The 22,873-nt window shown below is 63.2% G+C and carries 18 protein-coding genes; 6 read left to right on the forward strand and 12 right to left on the reverse strand.

All coding sequences use genetic code 11. The features are described 5' to 3' along the window. Positions 1-1,398 carry an MFS transporter gene (locus tag J2W46_RS31310; protein WP_310359303.1) on the reverse strand — a complete coding sequence of 466 codons (1,398 nt, stop codon included), beginning with the start codon at positions 1,396-1,398 and terminating at the stop codon, positions 1-3. Between the two features lie 383 nt (positions 1,399-1,781). Between J2W46_RS31310 and J2W46_RS31315 the strand changes: the two genes are divergently transcribed. Then, positions 1,782-2,735 carry a 2-hydroxyacid dehydrogenase gene (locus J2W46_RS31315; RefSeq protein WP_310359306.1) on the forward strand — a complete coding sequence of 318 codons (954 nt, stop codon included), beginning with the start codon at positions 1,782-1,784 and terminating at the stop codon, positions 2,733-2,735. An 88-nt stretch (positions 2,736-2,823) separates the two neighbouring features. Continuing rightward, positions 2,824-3,723 carry a LysR family transcriptional regulator gene (locus J2W46_RS31320; protein WP_310359348.1) on the forward strand — a complete coding sequence of 300 codons (900 nt, stop codon included), beginning with the start codon at positions 2,824-2,826 and terminating at the stop codon, positions 3,721-3,723. 57 nt (positions 3,724-3,780) lie between these two features. On the opposite strand, the gene J2W46_RS31325 is transcribed toward J2W46_RS31320, so the two are convergent. Then, a complete protein-coding gene (locus tag J2W46_RS31325) occupies positions 3,781-4,572 on the reverse strand; it encodes a phytanoyl-CoA dioxygenase family protein (protein ID WP_310359309.1) in 792 nt (263 codons plus the stop codon). A gap of 201 nt (positions 4,573-4,773) precedes the next feature. Between J2W46_RS31325 and J2W46_RS31330 the strand changes: the two genes are divergently transcribed. Continuing rightward, complete coding sequence (locus J2W46_RS31330; protein ID WP_310359312.1) at positions 4,774-5,685, forward strand: MBL fold metallo-hydrolase; 912 nt, start codon at positions 4,774-4,776, stop codon at positions 5,683-5,685. 133 nt (positions 5,686-5,818) lie between these two features. Then, positions 5,819-6,751, forward strand: coding sequence for a LysR family transcriptional regulator (locus J2W46_RS31335; RefSeq protein ID WP_310359315.1), 933 nt, complete (start codon positions 5,819-5,821; stop codon positions 6,749-6,751). A gap of 48 nt (positions 6,752-6,799) precedes the next feature. Here J2W46_RS31335 and J2W46_RS31340 read toward each other — a convergent pair whose 3' ends face one another. The 10 genes from J2W46_RS31340 to J2W46_RS31385 all read right to left on the reverse strand — a co-directional run bounded on the left by J2W46_RS31340 (position 6,800) and on the right by J2W46_RS31385 (position 20,576). Continuing rightward, positions 6,800-9,838, reverse strand: a complete 3,039-nt coding sequence (locus tag J2W46_RS31340) for a winged helix-turn-helix domain-containing protein (protein ID WP_310359317.1) — start codon at positions 9,836-9,838, stop codon at positions 6,800-6,802. 113 nt (positions 9,839-9,951) lie between these two features. Then, entirely contained in the window at positions 9,952-10,467 is a 516-nt protein-coding gene (locus J2W46_RS31345) for a DUF3331 domain-containing protein (RefSeq protein WP_087754593.1), read from the reverse strand. A 72-nt stretch (positions 10,468-10,539) separates the two neighbouring features. Continuing rightward, complete coding sequence (locus J2W46_RS31350; protein WP_310359320.1) at positions 10,540-11,529, reverse strand: MBL fold metallo-hydrolase; 990 nt, start codon at positions 11,527-11,529, stop codon at positions 10,540-10,542. Positions 11,530-11,540: 11 nt separating this feature from the next. Next, complete coding sequence (locus tag J2W46_RS31355; protein WP_310359323.1) at positions 11,541-13,268, reverse strand: FAD-dependent oxidoreductase; 1,728 nt, start codon at positions 13,266-13,268, stop codon at positions 11,541-11,543. Positions 13,269-13,333: 65 nt separating this feature from the next. After that, positions 13,334-14,758 carry an alginate export family protein gene (locus J2W46_RS31360; protein WP_310359350.1) on the reverse strand — a complete coding sequence of 475 codons (1,425 nt, stop codon included), beginning with the start codon at positions 14,756-14,758 and terminating at the stop codon, positions 13,334-13,336. A gap of 178 nt (positions 14,759-14,936) precedes the next feature. Continuing rightward, positions 14,937-15,887, reverse strand: a complete 951-nt coding sequence (locus tag J2W46_RS31365; RefSeq protein ID WP_310359324.1) for a VOC family protein — start codon at positions 15,885-15,887, stop codon at positions 14,937-14,939. A gap of 140 nt (positions 15,888-16,027) precedes the next feature. After that, positions 16,028-16,306, reverse strand: a complete 279-nt coding sequence (locus J2W46_RS31370; protein ID WP_310359326.1) for a DUF1427 family protein — start codon at positions 16,304-16,306, stop codon at positions 16,028-16,030. A 23-nt stretch (positions 16,307-16,329) separates the two neighbouring features. Continuing rightward, the gene (locus J2W46_RS31375; protein ID WP_310359327.1) at positions 16,330-16,971 is read right to left on the reverse strand and encodes a phosphohydrolase; all 642 of its coding nucleotides are present in this window, start codon (positions 16,969-16,971) and stop codon (positions 16,330-16,332) included. A 201-nt stretch (positions 16,972-17,172) separates the two neighbouring features. Next, entirely contained in the window at positions 17,173-18,642 is a 1,470-nt protein-coding gene (locus tag J2W46_RS31380) for a mechanosensitive ion channel family protein (RefSeq protein WP_204520888.1), read from the reverse strand. A gap of 62 nt (positions 18,643-18,704) precedes the next feature. Next, positions 18,705-20,576, reverse strand: a complete 1,872-nt coding sequence (locus J2W46_RS31385) for an amidohydrolase (protein ID WP_020066120.1) — start codon at positions 20,574-20,576, stop codon at positions 18,705-18,707. Between the two features lie 364 nt (positions 20,577-20,940). Here J2W46_RS31385 and J2W46_RS31390 point away from each other — a divergent pair, with 364 nt between their 5' ends. Together J2W46_RS31390 and J2W46_RS31395 are read left to right on the forward strand one after the other, a co-directional pair. Further along, entirely contained in the window at positions 20,941-21,459 is a 519-nt protein-coding gene (locus tag J2W46_RS31390; protein WP_310359332.1) for a Dps family protein, read from the forward strand. A 367-nt stretch (positions 21,460-21,826) separates the two neighbouring features. Beyond that, the gene (locus J2W46_RS31395) at positions 21,827-22,648 is read left to right on the forward strand and encodes an alpha/beta fold hydrolase (protein WP_310359333.1); all 822 of its coding nucleotides are present in this window, start codon (positions 21,827-21,829) and stop codon (positions 22,646-22,648) included. Positions 22,649-22,873: the final 225 nt, after the last annotated feature.

Here is a 22,873-nt window from a genome sequence, read left to right on the forward strand (position 1 = left end):
CTATTTCGCCTTCCCCTCGGCGCCGTCCCCACGCCCCGCGGCAATCGGCTCGATCACGCTGAAGAGCAGCAGCAGGCATAACAGCGCGGTGCCGACCATGTAGAGAAACACGCTCGTCCAGTTGTACTTGTCGAGCAGAATGCCGACGACCAGCGGCGCGCATGCGCCGCCAATCTGGCCCACGCAGTTCACGATACCGAAGGCCGCCGGATACGTGGACTTCGTCGCGAGTCCCATCGGATACGCGGAATATCCTGCAAAGCCGATGCCGAGCATCAGGCCCGCCAGTATCAGCGCAACCCCGAGATACGCGACGCTGTCGGGCGCGTCGATTAGCAGAAGCATCATCAGCATCGTGCCGAGCGCGCCGAGCATCATCATCGGCTTGCGGCGGCCGCCCAGCAAACGGTCGGAGATCACGCCGCCCAGCATGTTGCCGGCCACCGCACCAATAAATGGCGCCGATGCGAGGAAGCCCATCTTTACAGAAGCAAAACCCTTGACGGTCACGAGATACGTCGGCATCCACGACATGAAGATGTTGCTGATCCCGATCATGCAACCGTAGCCAATCGCGACGCCCAGGATATTCCATGAACCGAACACCTGCCGGATCGTCTCGAGTTGAGCAACACGTTTTGTACGATTGAACGCATCCAGATACGGAATATGCGCGACTTCGTTGCGCCGCGATGCGTGCGCGCCGTGGGCCTGGCGCGGCGTATCGTCGGCGATATAGCGTTGTTCGGCCTCGGAACAGAAGCGGTTCTCGCTCGGCGAGTTGGTCACCGTGAACATCCAGACTATGGCGAGCAGAATGCCCGGCACAGCGAATACATAGAAGATTTCTCGCCATCCCCACAACTGGATCACGACGATGCAAACCGACGGCACGATCAGCGGACCGAGCTTCGACGCCGCAATCCAGAGTCCCGTCGCCGTGCCCTTCTCTTTTGCGGGAAACCAGCGGTTGATCACATTCGTGCAGCCGATGCCCAGCGGGCCTTCCGATAGACCCAGACCCACGCGGTATGCCTGCAACAGGAACACCGACGACGTAGTGCCCATGAGGCCGGTAAACACCGACGTGAGTATCATGAAGATCGAAAACAGAAAGCCGGTGGTCTTTTCGCTGAGCCGTTTATAAAGCAGGCCGACCGGTATCTGCACGAATCCATACGCAAAAGAAAAGAGACTCACGATCAGTCCGGCCTGCGTATTCGTAATGCCGTATTCCTTCTTCAGGTACGGCAATACAATGCCGAAATTGGCGCGATCGGCGCAGGCAATGGCCCAGATGCAAAAGATCAGCCCCATCACGATCCAACGGTGGCCGGTACGCTTCTCCGCGACCGGCTGCGCTTTCGCACCCGCGACGACACCCTCCGCATTGTTCATACCGGTCCCCTCGCGATGTTGCGCGGGAAAGTGGGCGTAAAAGCAATGGGCGCGATACGGCGGCACGTTTTCACGTTTGTCTCCAATGTGCTTGAAACTTATTTCCCTTCCCTGCTGGGAAGTGGGTGAAGGAACGCTCCTTCTGACGGTTTTGATTCTGGCCGCCGTGCCATACGCCGTCCAATCTTTTCTCGCTATTGATTGATGCCGGAATTGAATCGATAACGCTCGCCCTTCGCGTGTCGATCCGTGGATCAACTGATAGCGTTTTGGGATTGGACGCGGCGAATGAAAAAGCCCATCATCCGCCGACATTGCGACTGGATGCGTGCGCCGGATACGGCGTCGCGACGACCGCCAACTACAACAAAGGAGCGCACGGAATGAAACCGAACATTCTGCAACTGAACCCTATTCTGATTCCCGCGATCAACGACACGCTCGCCTCGCTCTACACCGTGCATCGCCTCTTCGAACAGAACGATAAGGACGCGTATATCCGCGAGCACGGGCAGTCGATTAGAGGCGTGATCACCGGCGGACATACGGGCATCGCAAACGACATGATTCAACGGTTGCCCGCGTTGGAGGTGATTGCGGTGAACGGCGTGGGCACCGATGCCGTGGACCTCGAATTCGCGCGTTCGCGCGGCATTCCGGTCACGGCAACGTTCGGCGCCTTGACCGAAGATGTCGCCGACCTCGCCATCGGTTTGATGCTCGCGGTGTGCCGCGAAATATGCGCGGGCAACGAGTTCGTCAAATCGGGCAACTGGCAGAAGAATCCGCATCCGGGTGCATTGCCGTTGTCGCACCGTCTGAGCGGAAAGCGGGTGGGCATCGTCGGGATGGGTAAAGTCGGTCGCGCAATTGCACAACGCGCTACTGCGTTCAATTGCCCTATCACGTACACCGATTTACGACGCATGGACGATGTCGCGTATCCGTTCGTTGCCGACCTGCTGTCGCTCGCGCGCGGCTGCGATTTTCTGGTGCTGGCCGCAGCCGCCGACAAGGCGCAAGGCATCGTGAATGCCGCGGTGCTCGATGCGTTGGGCAAGCACGGTTACCTGATCAACGTGGCGCGCGGCAAGCTGGTGGTCGAAAGCGATCTGGTCGACGCGTTGCGTGGCGGCGTGATCGCGGGCGCGGGTCTCGACGTGTTCGTCGACGAACCGAATGTGCCGTCCGCGCTCTTCGAAATGGACCGTGTCGTGCTGCAGGCGCATCGCGCAAGCGCCACGATCGAATCTCGCACGGCGATGGGTGAAATGGTGCTCGCAAGTCTCGCGCAGGCACTCGCCGGGCAACGTCCCGAGGGCAGCCTCACGACCTGAAGCAGCGGCTGTTCTGCCATGCCCGGATCGAGCGAGAGCGCGCGCACCTATAATGACCGTCGACTTCCCCATCCATGTCGATACAAGAATGCTCGATCTCGGACAAGTGCGTTGCTTCGTTGCGGCGGCAACAGAACTGAATTTCAGGCGTGCGGCTGCGCTGCTGAACATGACGCAGCCGCCGCTCAGCAGACAGATCCAGTTACTCGAAGACAACCTGGGCGTCATGCTCTTCGAACGCATTGGCCGCACGGTCAAGCTGACGACGGAAGGCCGCGTCTTTCTCGCGGACGCCACGCGTCTGCTCAATCTCGCCGAGCAGGCCGAAAGCACGGTACGGCGCGCGAGCAAGGGCAAAACCGGGCGCGTGCGTCTTGGCTTCACCGGCGCGGCAGGCTATGAACTGATTCCCGAGTTGCTGGTGGCGGCAACCGAAGTGTTGCCTGAGATCGACGTGGTCTTGCTCGAACTGGTCTCGGCTGCGCAGATCGAAGCCTTTGCCGCGAACACGATCGATCTCGGCTTTCTCCGGCCTTTGCCATCCAGGCAGAAGCTCGAGTTCCTTCTCGTCGACGAAGAGCCGTTGATCGTCGCGCTGCCGAAGCGGCACATGTTGTGTCAATTCGAGCAGATCGCATTGAAGCAACTCGACGAGCAGCCGTTCATCATGCATTCGCCCACGCAAGGGAAGTACTTTCACGACCGCATCATGGGGATGCTCGCGACGGAAGGCGTGAATCTGAACATTGCGCAGTACATCGATCAGACGCCCACCATTCTGTCGCTCGTGCGCGCGGGGCTGGGCGTTGCGATTTTGCCCGCGTCGGCGCAGCGGTTCCATTACGACAATGTGGAATTCCGGTTCATTGCGCAGCATTCGATCCAGGCGGAGATGAGCATGGCCTGGCGAGCGGATCAGGACAATCCGGCCGTCATTGCTTTCCGGCTAATGGCGGCGGAGTACTTTGCGCGGAAGGCGCGAGGCTGATTTCCCGGTCCGGCATCCGCGCCTCCCAACGCATCACACGAAACGCAAAGACACCCGTCAATAAGCAAACTTCCGATAGTGCTCGGCGCCCGGTGCGGTGTCCAGTTCCTCGACCCGCGGCATGTATCGCAACAACCGTTTGCCCCGCGCGCTCAACTGGTCGTAGACAGCCGCAGGTACGTCGACATGCACTTCGGGCCGAAAGTACCAGCTTCTGCTGTAGCCGATCACCACCATTGGACGCGGCACGTCGGTTTTGTTCGGCGTGCCGCGATGCAACGCCCGCACGTCGCGGATCATCACATCGCCCAGCTTCATTGGAATCGCCTGCAATGGCACACGCCCTTCGCGCCATGCCTGCAACGCCTCCTCCGAGCGCATACGATGCGTGCCGAGCGTGGTTTCGAACGGACCGTTTTCCAGCGTGACATCGCATAACGGGAAGTTCACTGCCAGCTGGAACGAAGGCGTTTCGGGCTCGCCGTCGAACAACGCCGGCGTGTCGCGGTGCACGTCCTGATAGGTGGAGCCGTTGAGCGGCGTGTCGGTGGCGAGTTGGCACATGACAGGATCGTCGCCCGCCACGCGCTCGACTATCGCGAGCACGTCCGCATCGCAAAAGATGGTTTCGTCGGCAAACACGCCGGTAAACGGCAGCGTGATGTAGTGCCGGTTTTCACCGCGTACGGCCGTCGCTTTGGATGCAAGCCGCTCGTCTAGCAACGGTTTGAAAGCCTCGGCCCATGCGCGAAGCTTTTCCGCCGGAAAATGGTTTCTCAATACGACCATTCCGTCGCGTTCGAACGCCGCGGCAAACTCGTCAAGCTGGTCCTCTGAATAGCGTCCCACATTTGTCTCCGTGATTTTTTGTACGGACTTCAAATGTACCGCGTCGTCGACGCGCTGTCTTGAGCGTTGAAAAGGTCGCACGCGTTTGCGTACCGTTTTTGCGGCGCCGCGCTGCTCATGTCCAGCTAGCGGCGTAACTGGCGCGGCCGGGTACATCGCTTGCGCCAGACTACGGAACCTTCCGGCTCCGGCAGAAAAGCGATGATCGTGCACCATCTGAACTGCATTTCCACCTGTCCGTTGGGCGGCCGCCTGATGGACGGGCGCACCCGGTCGCTCGCCGAGCGCGGGCTGCTCACCTGCCATTGCCTGCTTGTCGAGACCACCGCGGGACTCGTGCTGGTCGATACCGGCTTTGGGCTGCGCGACGTCGCCGATCCGCGCTCGCGCATCAGCCGCTTTTTTCTCGGGCTCGTGAGTCCAGATTTCCGCGAGGAGATGACTGCAATCCGCCAGATTCAGCGTCTCGGCTTCAGTCCACGCGACGTCACGCATATCGTGCTGAGTCATCTGGACTTCGATCACGCCGGCGGGCTCGACGATTTTCCTTATGCGACCGTGCATATGTTGCAAGTGGAGCGCGATTACGCGTTCGAGCAAAAGACGTGGATGGACCGCCAACGTTTTCGTCCACAACAATGGTCTACTTCGGTGAACTGGCGCGTGTATCAGGCGAGTGCAGGCGAAGCGTGGAACGGCTTCTCGCGAGTGCAGCAACTCGACGGACTGCCGCCTGAACTGCTCGTCGTTCCGTTGCGCGGACATACGTTCGGGCATGCGGGAATCGCCGTAAACACGACGGGCGAGCAATGGCTTTTCAACGCCGCCGACGCCTATTTCTATCATGCGGAGATGCATGCCACGCCGCATTGCACGCCGGGGCTTCGCATGTATCAGTGGATGCTGGAGAAGGACCGCACGGCGCGTTTCGACAATCAGCGGCGCCTACGTGAACTCTCGCTACGCGAGTCCGCTGTGACCGTATTCTGCAGTCACGACGTGACCGAATTCGAACGGCTCGCAAAGCGCGCTGCAAATGTGCCTGCGCAGAGGCCGGGACACGGGTCCGACGCCATGCAAGCCTCGCTGTCGTCAAACGGCCGCATTGCGTGACGGTACGACAAGCGGGACGAGAAGCAGGACGACACGCAAAGATAAGCGCAACCGCGAGACACCCGCGAGCGAGATGAAATCCAGTATGCTGGGCGCTTCAGCCGTCCGGCCCAGATGGATTTCACTCTTCGCCATGAACCTTTCCTTTGAAGTTCTCCAGGTACTCGACGCCGTCGATCGAACCGGCACGTTTGCAAGCGCTGCAGAAACCTTGCATAAGGTGCCTTCGTCGCTAACCTATCTCGTGCAGAAGCTCGAACTGGATCTTGGCGTCAAGCTGTTCGACCGCAGCGGCCGGCGCGCCACCCTCACGCATGCGGGACGCGTGGTCGTCGAGGAAGGTCGCCGGCTTCTCGCGGCGGCGGAAGACCTGGAATCCAAGGCGAAGCGCATCGAGCAAGGCTGGGAGTCCGACGTGTACGTGGCCGTCGACGAAATCATTCCGTTCGCGCTGCTGTGGGATCACGTCGACGAGTTTTACGGGCTGAAGCTCGACACGCGCCTGCATCTGTCCAAAGAAGTACTGGGCGGTTCCTGGGATGCGCTGCTTACACGCCGTGCCGATCTGATTGTCGGCGCCGCGGGCGATCCGCCGGCAATCCCGAATCTCATCGCGAAGCCTATTGGCTCGCTGCGGCACGTGTTCGTGGTGGCGCCGCAGCACCCGCTTGCGTCGTTGCCCGGGCCGCTTACGCTCGATGTTGTCGCACGGCATCGCGCGGTTGCAATCGGCGATACGTCGCGCGATCTCGCACCGCGCACCATTGCGCTTGCAGTTAATCAGGAAGTGCTGACCGTGCCCACGCTCGAAACGAAGCTCGCTGCGCAATTGCGCGGGCTCGCTGCGGGCACGATTCCCGAGTGCCTCGCCATCGACGCGCTCAGGCGCGGTGAACTCGTCCAGAAAGAAGTGCTCGGCATGCGTGACGTCACGCACTTTTATCTGGCGTGGCGCGACGACGAGACGGGTAAGGCACTGCGCTGGTGGGTCGATCGGCTGAATCAGCCGGATCTGATCGACAAAGCCGTGCAACAGCAGATGCAGCAGACGCAAGTGAACGCGTGACAGGGCGAACGCCATGCCACGCAGTGCGATCCAACCGCTCGGCGCAGGCTAGCGGCCTTCGCTGACTTTCTGCCGCGTACGCTTCGGCAGACGCGAGTTCAAATGCGGGCTCAGATGCGGATTGAGATGCGGATCCAGACGCAGGTCCACATCGCCCTGCCTGTCCACGCGCGGCGTCACGACCCGGGACGCAACTCTCGCGGCATCGAGCAGTTGTTGCGCGGCCGCGAAGTCCTCGAGATCGCGCCCCTGGCTTAGCCTCGCACACGCGGATTCGACGAGACGCACCGCATCGGCGGCGCGCCCTTGCGCCCACCACAACTGGCCGAGACTCGTCGCGGCGCGCAATTGCAACGACCGGCAACCTTGCGCGAGCGATTCCTCCATCGCGGCGGTCAGGCACGCCTCGGCATCCGTGACGACATCGCCACCTGGCGGCGAGCCCGCAGCGCCGAGCAAAAGCAGCTCGCCGTATGCGCGCCGCAGTTCGACCACAAACCAGTGATCGCCGCTTTCGTCGCACTGCGCCAAGGCTCGCGTCACCGCTGCGATTGCCTCGTCGCGTCGCCCGGCGCGCCCCAATGCAAGACCGTACCGTGCGACGAGCATCGCGCGTTGAGCACCGTACTCGAGTACGTCAAGCTCGTCGAGAGCGGCGCGATACGCATTCAGCCGCTCGGGGCCCACGTCGTCGAGCGAGCGCAGATACTCGTCGAAAGCGCGGGCGCATGCCTGCGATACACCGAGACCCGTACGAGCCGACACATCGCGCAGCAATGCAATTGCGTCTGCCGCGCGCTCGCGTTTGCCCGACAGCAGCGCAAGCGGGATCTCCGCTTCGACCAGCACGTAGCAGGTGACGATGGCCTGGTCCTGCGCACACGCGCTCGCGACGCAGGCTTCGGCCAGATCGAGCGCCTCGTCACGCGAGCCCTGAAACCACAGCAGACGCGCAAGCGTGGCGCGTCCCACCACGCCCTGATCGATCGACTGCCCGAGTGGCAAGCCGTGCTGGAGCGTGTCGGTGTGCTGGAGAAACCGTTCGAGTGACGCGCGCGCCTGTTGCTGGTCGCCCGCGTAGTGCGACGCGATGCCGAGAAGGCGCGAAGCAAGAATGTCGTTGCTTGCGTCGCCCGTCTGCGCCGCGAGCGACGCGAATCGATGCGCGAACGCAAGCGCATTTCGAGCCGCGCCTGAAGACTGGCTCGCGTTCCACATACCCCACAACGCGCGCGCTTCGAATGCGTGGTCACCGAGCGCGATGGCCAGCGCGAGCACCTCGGCCCAGATCGCGAGCGTTTCGCGGTTCGGTCCGTTCACGTAGACGAGCGCCGCACCGAGCGCGGCGAGCAGTTGCATGCGAACTCGCAAATGCCGAGTCGAGCCCGAGCCGCCATGCGTTTGCGCAACGCTATCGAGCGCGCGCCGCGCCCACGCGCAGCATTCGTCGACAAGTGACAGTTCGTACAGCAGCGCAACCACTTTGACCGCGAGTTTCTCTGCGAGCGCGTCGTCGCCCTTCGACGAAAGCGCCCAGCCGAGCGCCGCGCGCAGATCGTCGAGCCATTCACGCATACGCGAATGCCAACGGTCGGCGTCGGCCTCCTCGGAGCGTGCTTCGGCCGACATGTAGCGCTCCAGCAAGCCGGTGAAATAGCGCGCGTGATTGAGCGTGACGGTGCGCCGCTCGCCGTTGTCGTCGAGCTTTTGCAGTGCGTACGCGCGAGTGGTTTCGAGCAGCCGATAGCTCGCCCGGCCGCGCTCCACGTTGGCGACGACCAGCGATTTTTCGACGAGGCCCGACAGCGCCGCAATCACCTCCTGCTCGCGCAAGCCGATGTCCGTCACGACGCTGATGGCAGCGTCCATCGAAAAGCTGTTGACGAAAATGCCGAGCCTGCGCAGCGTTGCGCGTTCCGCGTCGTCGAGCAGCCCGTGGCTCCAGTCGAGCGTGGCCTTCAACGTCTGATGCCGGGGCAGCGCCGTACGATTGCCGCCCGTGAGCATATTGAAGCGATCGTCGAGATGATCCGCGAGCGTTTCTATGCCGAGTATCGCCGCGCGGGCCGCCGCCAGTTCGATTGCGAGCGGTATGCCGTCAAGCCGGCGGCACACCGTGCCGGTCAGCTGGATGCTTCGCTCGTCGGACGACAAGCGCGCGTCCATTGCTCGGGCGCGCGACATGAACAGCTGTACGGCGCTGCACTGAAGCACGTGCTCACCTTGATCGTCGTGCGAAGGAACGTCGAGCGAGGCGACCCAATACAAATGCTCTTCGGTGACGCGCAGCGGCTCACGGCTCGTTGCGAGAACACGTACGCCAGGGCCAGCATTGAGCAGCGCCTCGGCGAGTTCCGCAGCGGGGCCGAGCACATGCTCGCAGTTGTCGAGCACGCACAGCACTCGCCGTTCGCCCCATTCGCGGCTGACCCGCGTAAGCGTGAGCGGACCGCTCGCCTTGCTCACGCCCACGCTCGCAGCGAACATCGCGAGTACGCTGTTTGCGTCCGACGTGGACGCCAGCGAGACCAGATAGACGCCGTCCGGATATTGGTCGAGCAGAACTCGCGCGACTTCGACCGCGAGGCGTGTCTTGCCGATGCCGCCCGCGCCGAGAAGCGTGACATGCCGCGCCGACGCGAGCGTGCGCGCTACGTCGCGCAGCGCCCCGTCGCGGCCGATCAGCGGCGAAAAACTCGCAGGTAGATTGTGGGGCACCTGACCGGCGGAACGAACCTGCCGGTCATCGGCTACTCGGGAATCGGGTTGATTGACGCCGTTGGCGGGCGGCAGCGGCGACTGCCTTGCGACGAGCCTGTAGCCCCTGCCCGATACAGTCTGGATGAGTCCGCGGCTTTCGCCGAGCACCTTGCGCAGCGCGGACATATGAACCTGAAGATTGTTCTCTTCAACGATGGTGTCGGGCCACACCTCTTTCAACATGTCGTTCTTCGACACGAGTTCGCCCTTCGCGGCGATCAGCACGGCCAGCATGTCGAATGCGCGGCTGCCGATGCGCACGGGTTGTCCGTCGAGAAGCAGTTCCCGACTGGCAAGGTCCACTTGAAGAGGTCCGATGCGAATCATGAGGCGGTATCCAGGACGCAACCGGTGGAGAAGCTGCCGGGCAACAGCGGCCCGGCGATGAGTCCCCGAAGTCTAGACCAACCGCAACTTCGCATGCGCGGAAAAAACTGAAGCTATCGTTCAAAATTTTTGTATTGAACCAGCGGATGCTGCAGGTCGACGACCGACGCCAGAATCATCGCGGCCGCGTTGACCGGGACTGCGCTGCGCACCCTTGGTTTGTAGATCAGATCATTACGGCGGATCGTCGCCCCGCTCACCGCACAGCGTCCTTTTAGTCTCGCGCGGCAACTGATCCATACCTGGTCCGCGTAACGGCATAGCGTGGCGTCCTGCCAGAGGACCGCGATCGACGTCTCGGACAGACGCTCGATCACCTCGACCTGCCGGTGGCGCGACGGTTCATTGGCGGCCTCGCGCGTAAGCGGCGGTGCAAGATAGGCTTCGCCTTCCGCTTCGCCGCGATAACCGGCAAGGAGCCGCTTGATCACGTGACTCCATACGGGCGCAAGGCTCTCGTCGTGCGTGGCCGCGTGGTCGTCGTGCGCGATGCGGCAAGCGTCATGATGCACGTCCGCTTCGTGCCTCGCTGCAGTCTTGCATTGCCTGGCCGGGGATTCGATGTGCATCGTGATTCTCCTCGAAAGTTGGCGCAGCGCTCATAACAGAAGTGGCCGGCAGCGTGACCCGGCCACGCTGCGTCACTGAGCCGGCGCCGCTTCGTAATTGACCGGCACCCAGTCGTACGTGTTGCCGTTCTGCCTGATGTGCCCGAGGCCCGGAAAGGCGATATGCGCGGCGCCGATCAGATAGCGCTCCCTCGCAGCGAGTTCGAGCGCGGTGCGTCGCGAACGTTGGGCCGCGGCGGCATCGGTGTCGTATTCGACCGATGCCGTCGGGTTCTGCAACTGGATCGCCGCCACATGCACGATGTCGCCCCACACGAGCAGACGATGGGCGCCGCTTTGCACCCGATAGCCGGTGTGGCCGGGCGTGTGTCCATCGAGCGCGACGGCGCGAATGCCTGGGTCGAGCTCGACATCGCCTTGAAAAGGTCTGAAGCGGCCCGCCGCGATATACGGGGCGACGCTCGCACTGGCAGCGTCGAAGAAAGTGCTGAGAAAGGCCGGCGCTTTGCACTTGTTGGCCGGGTTCAACCAGTAGTCGGCTTCGGTCTGACTCACGCGCACGACGGCATGCGGAAAGGCCATCGCGCCGCTCGTCGCGATGCCGCCCACATGGTCCTTGTGCAGATGCGTCAGCAGCACCTCGTCGATCTGTCCGGGCCGATAGCCGGCCGCCCGCAGATTGGCGAGCAGCTTGCCGCAACAATCGCCATACAGCACGCCCGCGCCGGAGTCGACGAGGATCAGCTTCGAGCCGGTGTTGATCAGAAACGCGTTGATCGAGCCTTGCACCGGCGCCTGCAGGAAATCGCGATCCAGGTCGCGCGCGATCTCCGCCTTCGGAACATCTTCGATCACGGTGTCGATTGGAAACGGATGCGTGCCGTCAAGCAGCGCCGTCACTTCGAAGCCGCCGAGCATGATCCGGTAAAAGCCCGGGCCCTGAGTCCTGACCTGAGGCGCGGCGCCATACGCCACACCGCTCCACAGGCTCGTGACGACGCTCAATAGCAGCACGCAGCAGGCCGCCGCATGCAGGATTGCACTTCGTTGAATCGACTTCATTGTCTGCTCCGTCAGGGGGTGCCCGCGAGCTTCGTGGACTGGCTCAGGTACGCATGAATCTGGGCGACGACGGCCGCGCCGTCGCCGACCGCGGCGGCGACACGTTTCGCGGAATCCGAGCGCACGTCGCCGACCGCGAACATGCCCGGCACGCTGGTTTCGAGCGGATAGTGCGCACTGGCCGCCGACGCGCCCTGCCCGCTTCTCGCCATGCCGGTCAGGAGAAAGCCGCGATTGTCTAGCTCGACGCCGCTTGCGCCGAGCCAATCCGTTTTGGGCTCCGCGCCGATGAAAAGAAAGAGATGTCGCGAAGCCAGGACTTCCTCTTCACCGCTCGCTTCGTGGCGCACGCGAAGATGCGTGAGCCCTGCTTCATCGCCTTCGAGCCCGCGCAGCGTGCAGCCCGTACACAACGACACATTCGGCAGCGAGCCGATGCGGTCGATCAGATACTTCGACATGCTCGCGTTGAGGTCCTGGCCGCGAATCAGCATGCGGATGCTGCGCGCGAAGTTCGCAAGAAACACCACGGCCTGGCCCGCCGAGTTGCCGCCTCCCATCAGCACGATGTCCTGGCCTTTGACGAGCTTCGCTTCGATGGTCGACGCCCAGTAATACGTGCCGCGTCCCTCGAAACGTTCGAAGCCCGGCACTGTCGGCTTGCGGTATGCGGCGCCGCTCGCCACTACGACCGTGCGCGCGCTGATGCGCTGGCCGTCGACGAGCGTCAGCACGAACATCCCGTCTTGCCGCGTTACTTCGGTGACCTTGCCTGGAATCGCGAGGTGCGCGCCGAACTTCAGCGCCTGCTGGAACGCGCGCGCGGCGAGCGCCTGCCCGGAGATGCCGGTCGGAAAGCCCAGATAGTTTTCGATGCGCGAACTCGCGCCGGCCTGGCCGCCTGGCGCGCGCTGATCGAACACGGCCACCGAGAGCCCCTCGGTAGCCGCATAGACCGACGCCGCCAGTCGGGCCGGACCCGCGCCGACGATCGCGACGTCGTATCTGTGCGACTGTTCGAAGGTCGGCACGAGTCCGAGGCACGACGCGAGTTGCGCCTCGTCCGGCGCGCGCAGCACATGCCCGTTCGGGCAGAACACGAGCGGAAAGTCGCCGGGCCCGGTCGTCATGCCGCCGAGCAGGGTCACGGCTTCGGGATCGGAACGCGCGTCGATCACGGTCGCCGGATACGCATTGCGCCGCAGGAAGCCTTGCAATCCCACGAGGCGTGCGTCGTCGCCATTACCGACGATAATCGGCCCGAGCCCCTGCTCGATCAGTCCGAGCCGGCGCAGAATCAACGCGCGCATGATGTGCTCGCCGAGTTGCGCATCGGCGACGATCAGCGCTCGCAGACGCTCGGGCTCGATCACGAGCGTCTCGACATCGGTCAGCGCGAGGCCGTCGATCAGCGCGGGCTTGCCGGAAAGCTGCGCCATCTCCGCCATGAAATGGCCGTCGTCGTGCTCGGTCACGAGCGTCGAGCGGCCGAAGCTGTCGCGCGAAAAAATCCTCACGCGGCCATGCAGCAACACGAAAAGCCCCAGCGCGACCTGCCCGGTCTCGAAGATCAGTTCGCCTGCCTTGAAGTTCATCGGCCGCGCGAAGCGGCGCAGGCTTTGAATTTCCGCAGGTGACAGACGCGGGAACATCTGATGTTGCCGGTATTCGAGCGACGAATACGGGAACTCCAGCTCGGACGGTTGCGCCACATCGGGCGATAAACCGGAAGTGCTCATAACGATGACCTTTGTTTTTGTGACGGCCTCAATCGATCCGATATCGGCCGCTACCTACCTACCCGCTACCATCCGAACTTCAGTTCCGCGCCGATGTAGTCGGCGTTGCGCGCGCCGAGTTCGCGCAGCGACGGTCCCACCTGGAAATGCACGGCTTCGAGCGCCGCCGCGAGATTCGCGGTGACTGCCCAGTCGGCGCGCAACTGGGTATAGAAACCTGTCCAGCGCGAGCCGTGCCCCGCCGTGCCCGGCACGACCGCCGAGCCTTGCTGATAGACAGCGTCGGCGGTGGTCTCACGCCATTGCAGGCCGACGCCCGCAAGCAGCGAGAGCTTGCTCGTCGGCTTGACGATGAGCGACGGCTTCACGTGAATCAGGTTCGTATAGCCGGTGTAACCCGCAAGCGCGAAGTAGTAGCCGTTCGGAAAGAGCGGATTGAAGGTGCCGACGCGGCCATCGCCAGGATGGGTGTCGCCCGAAGCCGCATCCACCTGAATACCGACGCGCGGCGTCCATGGCGTCGACGCGAACGTATAGCCGGCGAGCGAGCCGACCGCCCACGCGCCGATCGTTTTCGTGCCTACATGCCCCGACTGATACATCGTCTCGATGTCCCAGTCGACGTGGTTCAGCGTGCCGGAATAGCGTGCATCGAACACATCGCGGTGCTCGTCGCCGGTCGCGTCGAGAAAACGCGCGTTGCTGCGGTTGTAGCGCGAGTAATACGCGGATACGTCGCCGGGACCGACCGCTTTGCGCTCGACGCGCACACCGCTGAACGTCAGATGCCGGTTCGACACGTCGTCGAAATCGCTGTTGTCGCGGTATTGCACCGGCTGCGTCGCATACGCGATCCAACGCCAGAGACCCGTCTCGTAGTCGGCCCAGATCGCGTCGAAGGCCTGGCGCACATTCGGGCCGTCGCGCACGGAGATGAAGCGCTGCAAGTCGAACGCCATCTCCTGGCGGCCGAGCCGGAACTTCACGACGCCCGGGCCGAGCGGCTCGACGATAGCGACAAAAGCCTGGCGCAAGTCGAGCGGATTCTTGTCGACCGTGGTGACATTGTCCTTGCCGTACGGACGGGCGTCCTCGAACTGGGTGAAGATCTGCACGTGAGGACCGAGGTGCACGTCCGCATGCACTTCGAGGCGTTGCAGCAGATACGTATCGTCGTGCCCCGCGCCGAGACCGAAGAGCGGCGCGTCGTTCATTTCGAGCCGCTCGCGCAGCACGACGCCGAGCGACACGTACGCGTCGGGATTGCCGAACAGCGGAATGTACTTGAGCGAGTCGAACGGGCGCTTGGGTACGCAGGGATTCGCGAGCGCCGACCAGTTTTCCTGCCAGCGGTTGAACATCACCGTCGGGCGCGCGCAGGAGGTGCTTGCCGCCGGAGCGCTCACGGCCGCGGTGTCGTCGGCGCTGCCGAGCGCGGTGTCGGCTGCCATTGCCGGCAGTGACACTGTGAGGCCCGCCGTGAGCCCCATCGTAAGCCCTGCTGCGGTGAGCCGTGCGCTCAGGCTGGCCTTGAGGCTCGCTGCGGGCCGCTTGCCGAGCAGCCAAGCACCCAGCGCAGCGCCCCGCCCAAGCCGCGCTCGCGCGGCTCGCTCTGACGAACGCGGCCGACGCGGCCCCACTGTCAGCAGCGCTCTGATTGCGCGCGCTTTATCGGCCATCGTGCACTTCGGCGATATATCCGCCCGGGAATTCGAGCACTGCCGTCTTGCCCGTTGCGCTGTTATACGGCGCATAAACCACCTTCGCGCCAGCCGCCTGCGCGCGCTGCAGCGTCTGTGCAAGATCGTCGACACCATAGCCGGTCGTCTCGCGGCCGAACGGGAACGGCAGCTTGCCGTCGGTGACGAACACCACCATGCGGCCAAAGCCCGAGGCGATGCGAATCTCGCGGATCGTTTCGCCCGGGCGGCCGATCACGCCGGCGTCGGCGCGCGGGTTGTCCGAGACGATCTTGCCGTGCGAAAAGTGCAGCCAGCGGCGCACGAAGCTGTTGGCCTCGTAGCGCGAAACATACACGCGGTTATCCGGCACGCTCTGCAGCGGCGCATAGTTCGGCGCTTTCGTGTGCCAGTAGAGCTGCATCGTCAGACCGCCCGGCCACTGGATGATCGCGTCCTTGCCGATGGGGTCGTCGAAGCTGTCCACGAGCACATCCGCGCCCGCCGCGCGTGCCGCCTTCACCGCCTGATCGATATTCGTGACCAGATAACCCGTGCGCTCATTGCCGAACGGATACGGAACCGGCGTTTCGAAGCCGAACACCGACAGCATGCCGACCGGCGTCTGCACATATTGCGACGCGGTCTTGCTGGGCGTCGGCGTGACGGTGAACACCGCGCGTGGCGACGCCTTGCCGCCGAACGTCGCGATAAAGCTGTTGACGAACGCGTCCAGATCCGCAGACGCCACGTACACGTGCGTCGTGTCGAATTGCGGACCGACCGACACATCCGGCTGGCGCGCGGCGAGCGCGGTGTTGGCGGTTGCGACTTCGGGCGGGCCGGCATCGGCGTGAGCGGAGGTGAGCGGCGCGAGGCCGATCAGCAACGCGGCGGAAACAGCCGCGAGAGGACGGAAACGCTGAAGCAAATGGATCATGTGATCTACCTGATGATGTTGGATGGAATTCGAGTGCAATCCGGATCCGGCGGATACGGGTTGCACCAGGGAGCGGGCCAGCGGTGGAGCCAAGGCTTTGAGTCATGGCTTCAGATCAGAAACTGCACCTCGATCTGCAATCAACCGCCCTGTTTCGTGGCGCCGGGCGCGCCCGGCTTTTGCGTGGAACTGTCAGGCATCGGCGCGGCAACCGGCAATGTCGACGAAGGCGACGCCGCCTCCACCGCCGCGCCCTGTGCGAAGAGCTGTGCCTTCACCACAGGTATCGCGTGTTCGCCGAGCACCATGCCGAGCAGGCCGGCGAGCGCAATCAACGGCGGCGCCGGCGACTGCACCTTGAGCAGCCAGTAGAGAAGTCCGACGCCGAAGCCGACTCCCAGTGAAATGATGTAGCCCATGCCAATCTCCTATCGAGGCCGGGTCAGTTCGGCCATTCCGAACCAAGCACCAGCCCGCAAAAATTCAGACGCCGGTAATTCGGATCCCATCGGTCGAGCACGTCGGCGTTGACCGTGCCGAACGTCGTTTGCGGACGATGTTCCATGCCGCGCGCGTATTCCTCGAGAATCCGCTTCTTGAAACCCACTTCGCGCGGACACGCCTGCACGATTTCGTCACGCTCGTTGACGGCGTATTCGTCGTAGCGCGCACCGCGCACGTCCATCTGCACGCCCGCGGCGAGCAACGCGACGAGCGGCGCGAGATGCTCGGGAATGCCCGGCGTCGTGTGCAATGCAATCGCCATCCATACTTCGTCGATCGCGCTTGCCGCCGCCCGATGCTCGCGCATGAAATCGCGCGCGGCGTTCGCGCTATCCACTTCGTAGCGGCACGGCGAACGCCGATGCGCGCTATTCAGGCCCACGTTGTGAAACATCGCGCCCACATAAAGCAGTTCCATGTCGAAAACCATGTTCTCGCGAAAGCCAGTCAGCGCACCGAACAGAAACGCCCGCTGCGCGTGATGGAACATCAACGCAGACTCGGTCGCGCGAATCCGTTCGGTTGCCCCACGGGCCATCGCACTGTCGGGCATCTCGATGCCCGCAATGGTTTTCTTCATGTCACCTCCTCCATATGCCGATCGCCGGCGATCTGCGCGGGCCTCGTCGCCAGAGGGCCCTCGTTTGCGCACGATGCAGCGCATGGCGGCTCGGAACGGGCCGCCTTGCGATCCCATTCAGCGTACCGATTGCCGTCGATAAAAGCCTTGGCGCGACCTTAAAAAGCCTTAAGCGAAAGCTGAATTCGAATGGCCGCCGCCTCACAGTGCAAGCTCGTGAAAGCGCCGCACGCCGTCGCGGATCCATTGCAGCAGGCCGCCGCTGCCCTCATCAGCGGTGGCCGATGTCGCAAGCAGCATCTTTTCGCTTTCGTGATGAACCGAGAGCAACCGGCACATTTCTCGCGCGACTTCGGGGCGCCGCGCGAGGATCGGAGTAAGCGCGCTTTTGTCGAGCCGGAACACCGTGGCGCGTGTGAGCGCGCGCACGACTACCCCGGTTCTCACGCCGGCGAGTATTCCCGACTGGCCCACCGAGTCGCCCGGCGCGAGCCTGCGCAATTCGACCTCGCCGCCGTCTTTCTGCACGACGGCCTTCGCAACCCCGCGCGCGAGAATGTGCAGCTCATGCCCGCCTTCGTCGGCGGCGGTATAGATCGTGTCGTCGACATCGAACTCGTGCAGCGTCAGTTGGCCGGCGAGCTCGGCGATCTCCGCGTCGTCGAGCGTCTGGAAGATCAGGACGTTGTGCAACAGCCGCTGCTTTTCGTCCGTGGGCTCACCCGTGGGCTCCGCCACCGACAATGGCCGCAACACCACGCCGCGCGACAGCAGATGCCGGTGCGCGAGGTCATACAGGTCGTTGCGCACGCCGATCTTCTTGTTCCATGCGTCGACGTAGCAGACGATCTCGTACTCGATCGCGTCGTTGGTGGCGCGCTTCACGCTCACGAGCGGCTTCGGCTCGGCGAGCACCTCGGGCGAACTGGCGGCGGCGTGCATCAGCGCCTGCAGGACGGTCGCCGGACGAATCGACGGTTTCACGGGCAGCAGCACGCTCACGCCATGCGTATCCATCGGCTGGTTCGCATTGACGATGTTCGTGCGTGCGGCCACGCTGTTGGGGATCACGACGATGTTGCCCTGCCCGTTCAGCAGGCTCGTCGCGCGCCAGTTGCTTTCCACCACCTTGCCTTCCACTTCGCCGATGGTGATCCAGTCGCCTATGCGGAACGGCTGCGTCGCGTTGAGCACCACGCCGGAAAACACGTCATTCAGCGTGCTCTGGATCGCGAGACCCAGCACCACCGCAACCGCTCCCGAGGTGGCGAGCAGCCCGCGCACCGGCAGCTGCAACACGAACGCGATCGCGCCGACCGCGGCGGCCAGAAACACGAGAGCACCGAGCACGTCCTGAAACAGACGCTCCTTGTGCCAGGTCTCGGGCAGCACCATTCGATCGAGCACGACGGTCACGAGCCGCGCTCCCTGCAGCCACCAGATCACTTCGAGAATCTGCGCGAGCAGATGGCGCACGGGCTCCGCGCCCCACGGCGCCTCGCGCAGCGGATTCATGCCGTGCGTGAAGAGCACATAGCTCGACAGGCCGAACATGATCACGCGCAACGCGAGCCGCGCGTTCGCGTTGCGGCGGCCCATGAAGCGCCAAGCGAGGAAGTCGAGAACCAGAATGCCGAGCCCATAGAGCACGCCATCGGTCAGAGTCGGCATAGTGATTCCCGCTTACGGCAAGGCACGATGAAGATCGGGCAAGTAGCGCAGCGCGCAGCGCGTCAGAACGCGAAGCAGCTGCAGCCGAGCGCACCCCAGAAGCCGTTCGAATCGCTGACGGGCACGTTCTTGCGCCATGCCCAGCCATGCGCATGCGCATGCACGCCGCACAGATTCACGCAGCCGTCCACGCAGGCGACGGCGGTCGGCTTATAGCGGCTGTAGCCGCCGAACTCCGCCACCGGCGACCACGATGGGCTCACCGGCAGATCGGGCGGCGCGAGCGGCGCGAACTCGTCGGCCGCGTAGACCACCTTGCCGCCCACCACCGTCATTACCGATTCGAGGTATTTGATGCTGGTTTCCTCGACGCTGAAGTAGTCGTCGCTCAACACGGCGAAGTCGGCGAAGTGGCCCGGCATGAGCGCGCCCTTGCGGTCGTCTTCATTCGAGAACCAGGCGCTGCCGACCGTATAGCGGCGCAGCGCTTCCATGCGATCGAGCTTGTTCGCGCTCGAATACATTGCCGTGCCGCCAACCGTCTTGCCCGACACCATCCAGTACAGCGACACGAACGGATTGAAACTGGCGACGCGCGTGGCGTCCGTGCCCGCGCCGACCGGCAGACCCGCGTCGAGCATCTGGCGGATCGGCGGCGTGTGCTTGACTGCCTCTTCGCCGTATTGCTGGATGAAGTACTCGCCCTGATACGCCATCCGGTGCTGGATCGCGATGCCGCCGCCGAGCGCGCGCACCCGCTCGATGTTCTTCTGCGTGATGGTCTCGCAATGGTCGAAGAACCAGCGCAGGCCGTCGAACGGAATGTCCGCGTTCACGCGCTCGAACACGTTGAGAAAGCGCTCGATCGACTCGTTGTAAGTGGCATGCAGACGGAACGGCCAGCGGTTCGCGACGAGCAACCGGACCACCGCCTCGAGTTCGGCTTCGAGCGTGTCGGGCAAATCAGGCCGCGGTTCCAGGAAGTCTTCGAAGTCCGCGGCGGAAAAGACCAGCATCTCGCCCGCGCCGTTCACGCGCAGGAAGTCGTCGCCTTCGCCGGGCTTCGTCATCTTCACCCACTTCGCGAAGTCTTCAATTTCCTTCTTCGCGTTCTGCGTGAAAAGGTTATAGGCGATTCGCACGGTCAACTCATTGTGCTTCGCCATTTCCATGATGACCGCGTAGTCGTCCGGATAAGCCTGGTAGCCGCCGCCCGCGTCGATTGCGCTCGTCACGCCGAGCCGGTTCAACTCGCGCATGAAGTGACGCGTCGAATTGCGCTGGTCTTCCAGCGCGAGCTTCGGACCTTTGGCGAGCGTCGCGTAAAGCAGGCCGGCGTTGGGCCGCGCGATCAGCATGCCGGTCGGATTGCCGCGCTTGTCGCGCTGGATCTCGCCGCCCGGCGGATTGGGCGTGTCTTTCGTGTAGCCGACCGCACGCAGCGCCGCCGCATTCAGAAGCGCGCTGTCGTACAGATGCAGGATGAAGACCGGCGTATCCGGCGCGATCGCGTTGATCTCTTCCAGCGTCGGGCCGCGCCGCTCGGCGAACTGGAATTCGTTCCATCCGCCCACCACGCGAACCCACTGCGGCGCGGGCGTGCGGGCCACCTGTTTGCGCAACATGTCGAGCGCGTCCGCGAGCGACGGCACGCCGTCCCAGCGCAACTCCATGTTGAAGTTCAGACCGCCGCGAATGATGTGCAGATGCGAGTCGTTCAGACCCGGAATGACCGTGCGGCCTTTCAGGTCCACATGGCGAGTGGCGTCGTTCACGTGACGCATCACGGCATCGCGCGAGCCAGCGGCGATAACGCGGCCATTCGCGACGGCGAGCGAATCGGCAAACGAGCGCTTCTCGTCCTGCGTCGCGATCTTGCCGTTGAAGAAGACGACCTCGGCCGGGGTGAATCCGGGTGACAGGTCTTTGGACATGGCGGGCTCCGTGAGAGAAAGGACAGGCAGGCTGATGAGACGTGCCGCGCTCGCCTGGATGGCGAGTCGAACTGGGAGGCAGTCTATCGGCGGCGCTTTGCCAGGTCCTTGTCGAAGCCCTTAATAGTTCTTAATGCAAGTTCTTAATGCTGGTTGGTGAGCTGGTTCCTGTTGCCGGTTCCAAAAACGGGTGCATGTCGCGTCCGCGAAAACAATCGCGGCGAGTGGCGCATGCGCCTCAGAAGTTTTCATTATTTTTGCAGGACTTTATGCACGTGCTCTTCCTACACTGGCTGGGCGCTCAATGGGCAGTTGAACGGGCACGCTCGCAGCGCCACTCACCACCCTCGATCAAGGACTCGCCATGAAAGACCTAAAGCAGGCAGCGGCGCATCGCGCGGCATCGCTCAGGACGCCGACTCGCCTCACCGAAGACGCGACTCGTGACATCGCCGCCGCATTGACCACCCTGCTCGCCGATGTGTTCGCGCTGTATCTGAAGACAAAGAACTTTCACTGGCATATGTCCGGGCCGTGCTTCCGCGACTATCACCTGCTGCTCGACGACCAGGCGAACCAGATCTACGCGACGACCGATCCGATCGCAGAGCGCGCCCGCAAGATCGGCGGCAAAACGCTGCGCTCGGCCGGCCACATCACGAAGCTGCAACGTATCGCCGATAACGACGCCGACTTCGTCACGCCCGGCGACATGCTCGCGGAACTGCGCGAGGACAACCTGGCGCTCGCCGGCTATATGCGCGAAACGCATTCGTTGTGCGATGAATACGGCGATGTCGCGACTGCGAGCCTGCTCGAAAACTGGATCGACGAAGCCGAGCAGCGCGTGTGGTTCCTGTTCGAGTCTGGACGCCACGACTGATAGCGCACTGGCCTCTCTAGCACTGGCCTCTGTAGCCCACGCCACTGGCGGCACACGTTCAGTCACCCGCCTTAACAACAATTAAGCAATCTGAAAGTACGGGAAATATTCGCGCCCGTAGGATTCGCAACTCTGCGATGCCGCGTCGCGTTTCGCCGGCACGCACATCATAACGTCACACGCACGGAGAAAAAATTTGGCCAACTCATCCGCAATTCCATCGGCGAACCGCCGCCAGTTACTCGCAGCAGGCGCAGGCGCGGCCGTTGCCGCTATCGCAGCGCCGGGCGTCGCGCTAGCGGCAACGGCCGGCGGCAGCAGCCATGCGGGCAATTCTTCTCACTCAAAGCACGGAGAGCGACACACCATGAACACGGTCACGACCAGGGACGGCACGCGCATTTTCTTCAAGGACTGGGGTTCGGGTAAGCCGGTCGTCTTTTCGCACGGCTGGCCGCTCGATGCGGACGCATGGGACGCGCAGATGCTGTTCCTCGTGCAGAAAGGCTACCGTGTGATCGCTCATGACCGCCGTGGCCATGGCCGCTCGGACCAGCCGTCGCACGGCAACGACATGGACACCTACGCGGACGATCTGGCCGCCGTGATCGAGGCGCTCGACCTGAAGGAAGCCACGCTCGTCGGCCATTCGACGGGCGGTGGCGAGGTCGCTCACTACATTGGCCGCCATGGCACGTCGCGCGTTGCCAAGGCCGTGCTGATCGGCGCCGTGCCGCCGATCATGGTCAAGACGGAAGCCAATCCGAACGGCTTGCCGATGTCCGTGTTCGACGGCATTCGCGCGAACGTGGCGGCGAACCGCTCGCAGTTCTACAAGGACCTGGCGGTGCCGTTCTACGGCTTCAATCGTCCGAACGCGAAAATTTCGCAAGGCACGATCGACGAATTCTGGCGCGAAGGCATGCTCGGCTCGATCAAAGGCCAGTATGAGTGCATCAAGCAATTCTCCGAGGTCGACTACACAGCGGACCTGAAAAAGATCGACGTGCCCACGCTGATCCTTCACGGCGACGACGACCAGATCGTGCCGATCGACGACTCGGCCCGTCTGTCGGCCAAGCTCGTGAAGAATGCGACGCTGAAGGTCTATGCCGGCGCACCGCACGGCATGTGCACGACGCAAGCCGACAAGGTCAACGCCGACCTGCTCGAATTCCTGCAGAGCTAAACCTGGCGGGCGCGCGCCGCGTTCCAGCGGCGCCGCCCCTGCTTTTCCCTTCGCGTCTACATTCTTTTGACGCAGATTGCCGCCGCGCGAAGCGCCGATGCGATCGGCTCCGAATTGGGAGGCCGATTAATAGAAGCGTCACGAATACATGAATGCCGCGACGCAAATCCCCCGAGCGAAAATCCGTTACGGCAATATGTCGATCACAAAAATAAATCGCGTCGC

It is taken from the genome of Paraburkholderia strydomiana (assembly GCF_031456815.1).
Lineage (GTDB): Bacteria > Pseudomonadota > Gammaproteobacteria > Burkholderiales > Burkholderiaceae > Paraburkholderia > Paraburkholderia caledonica.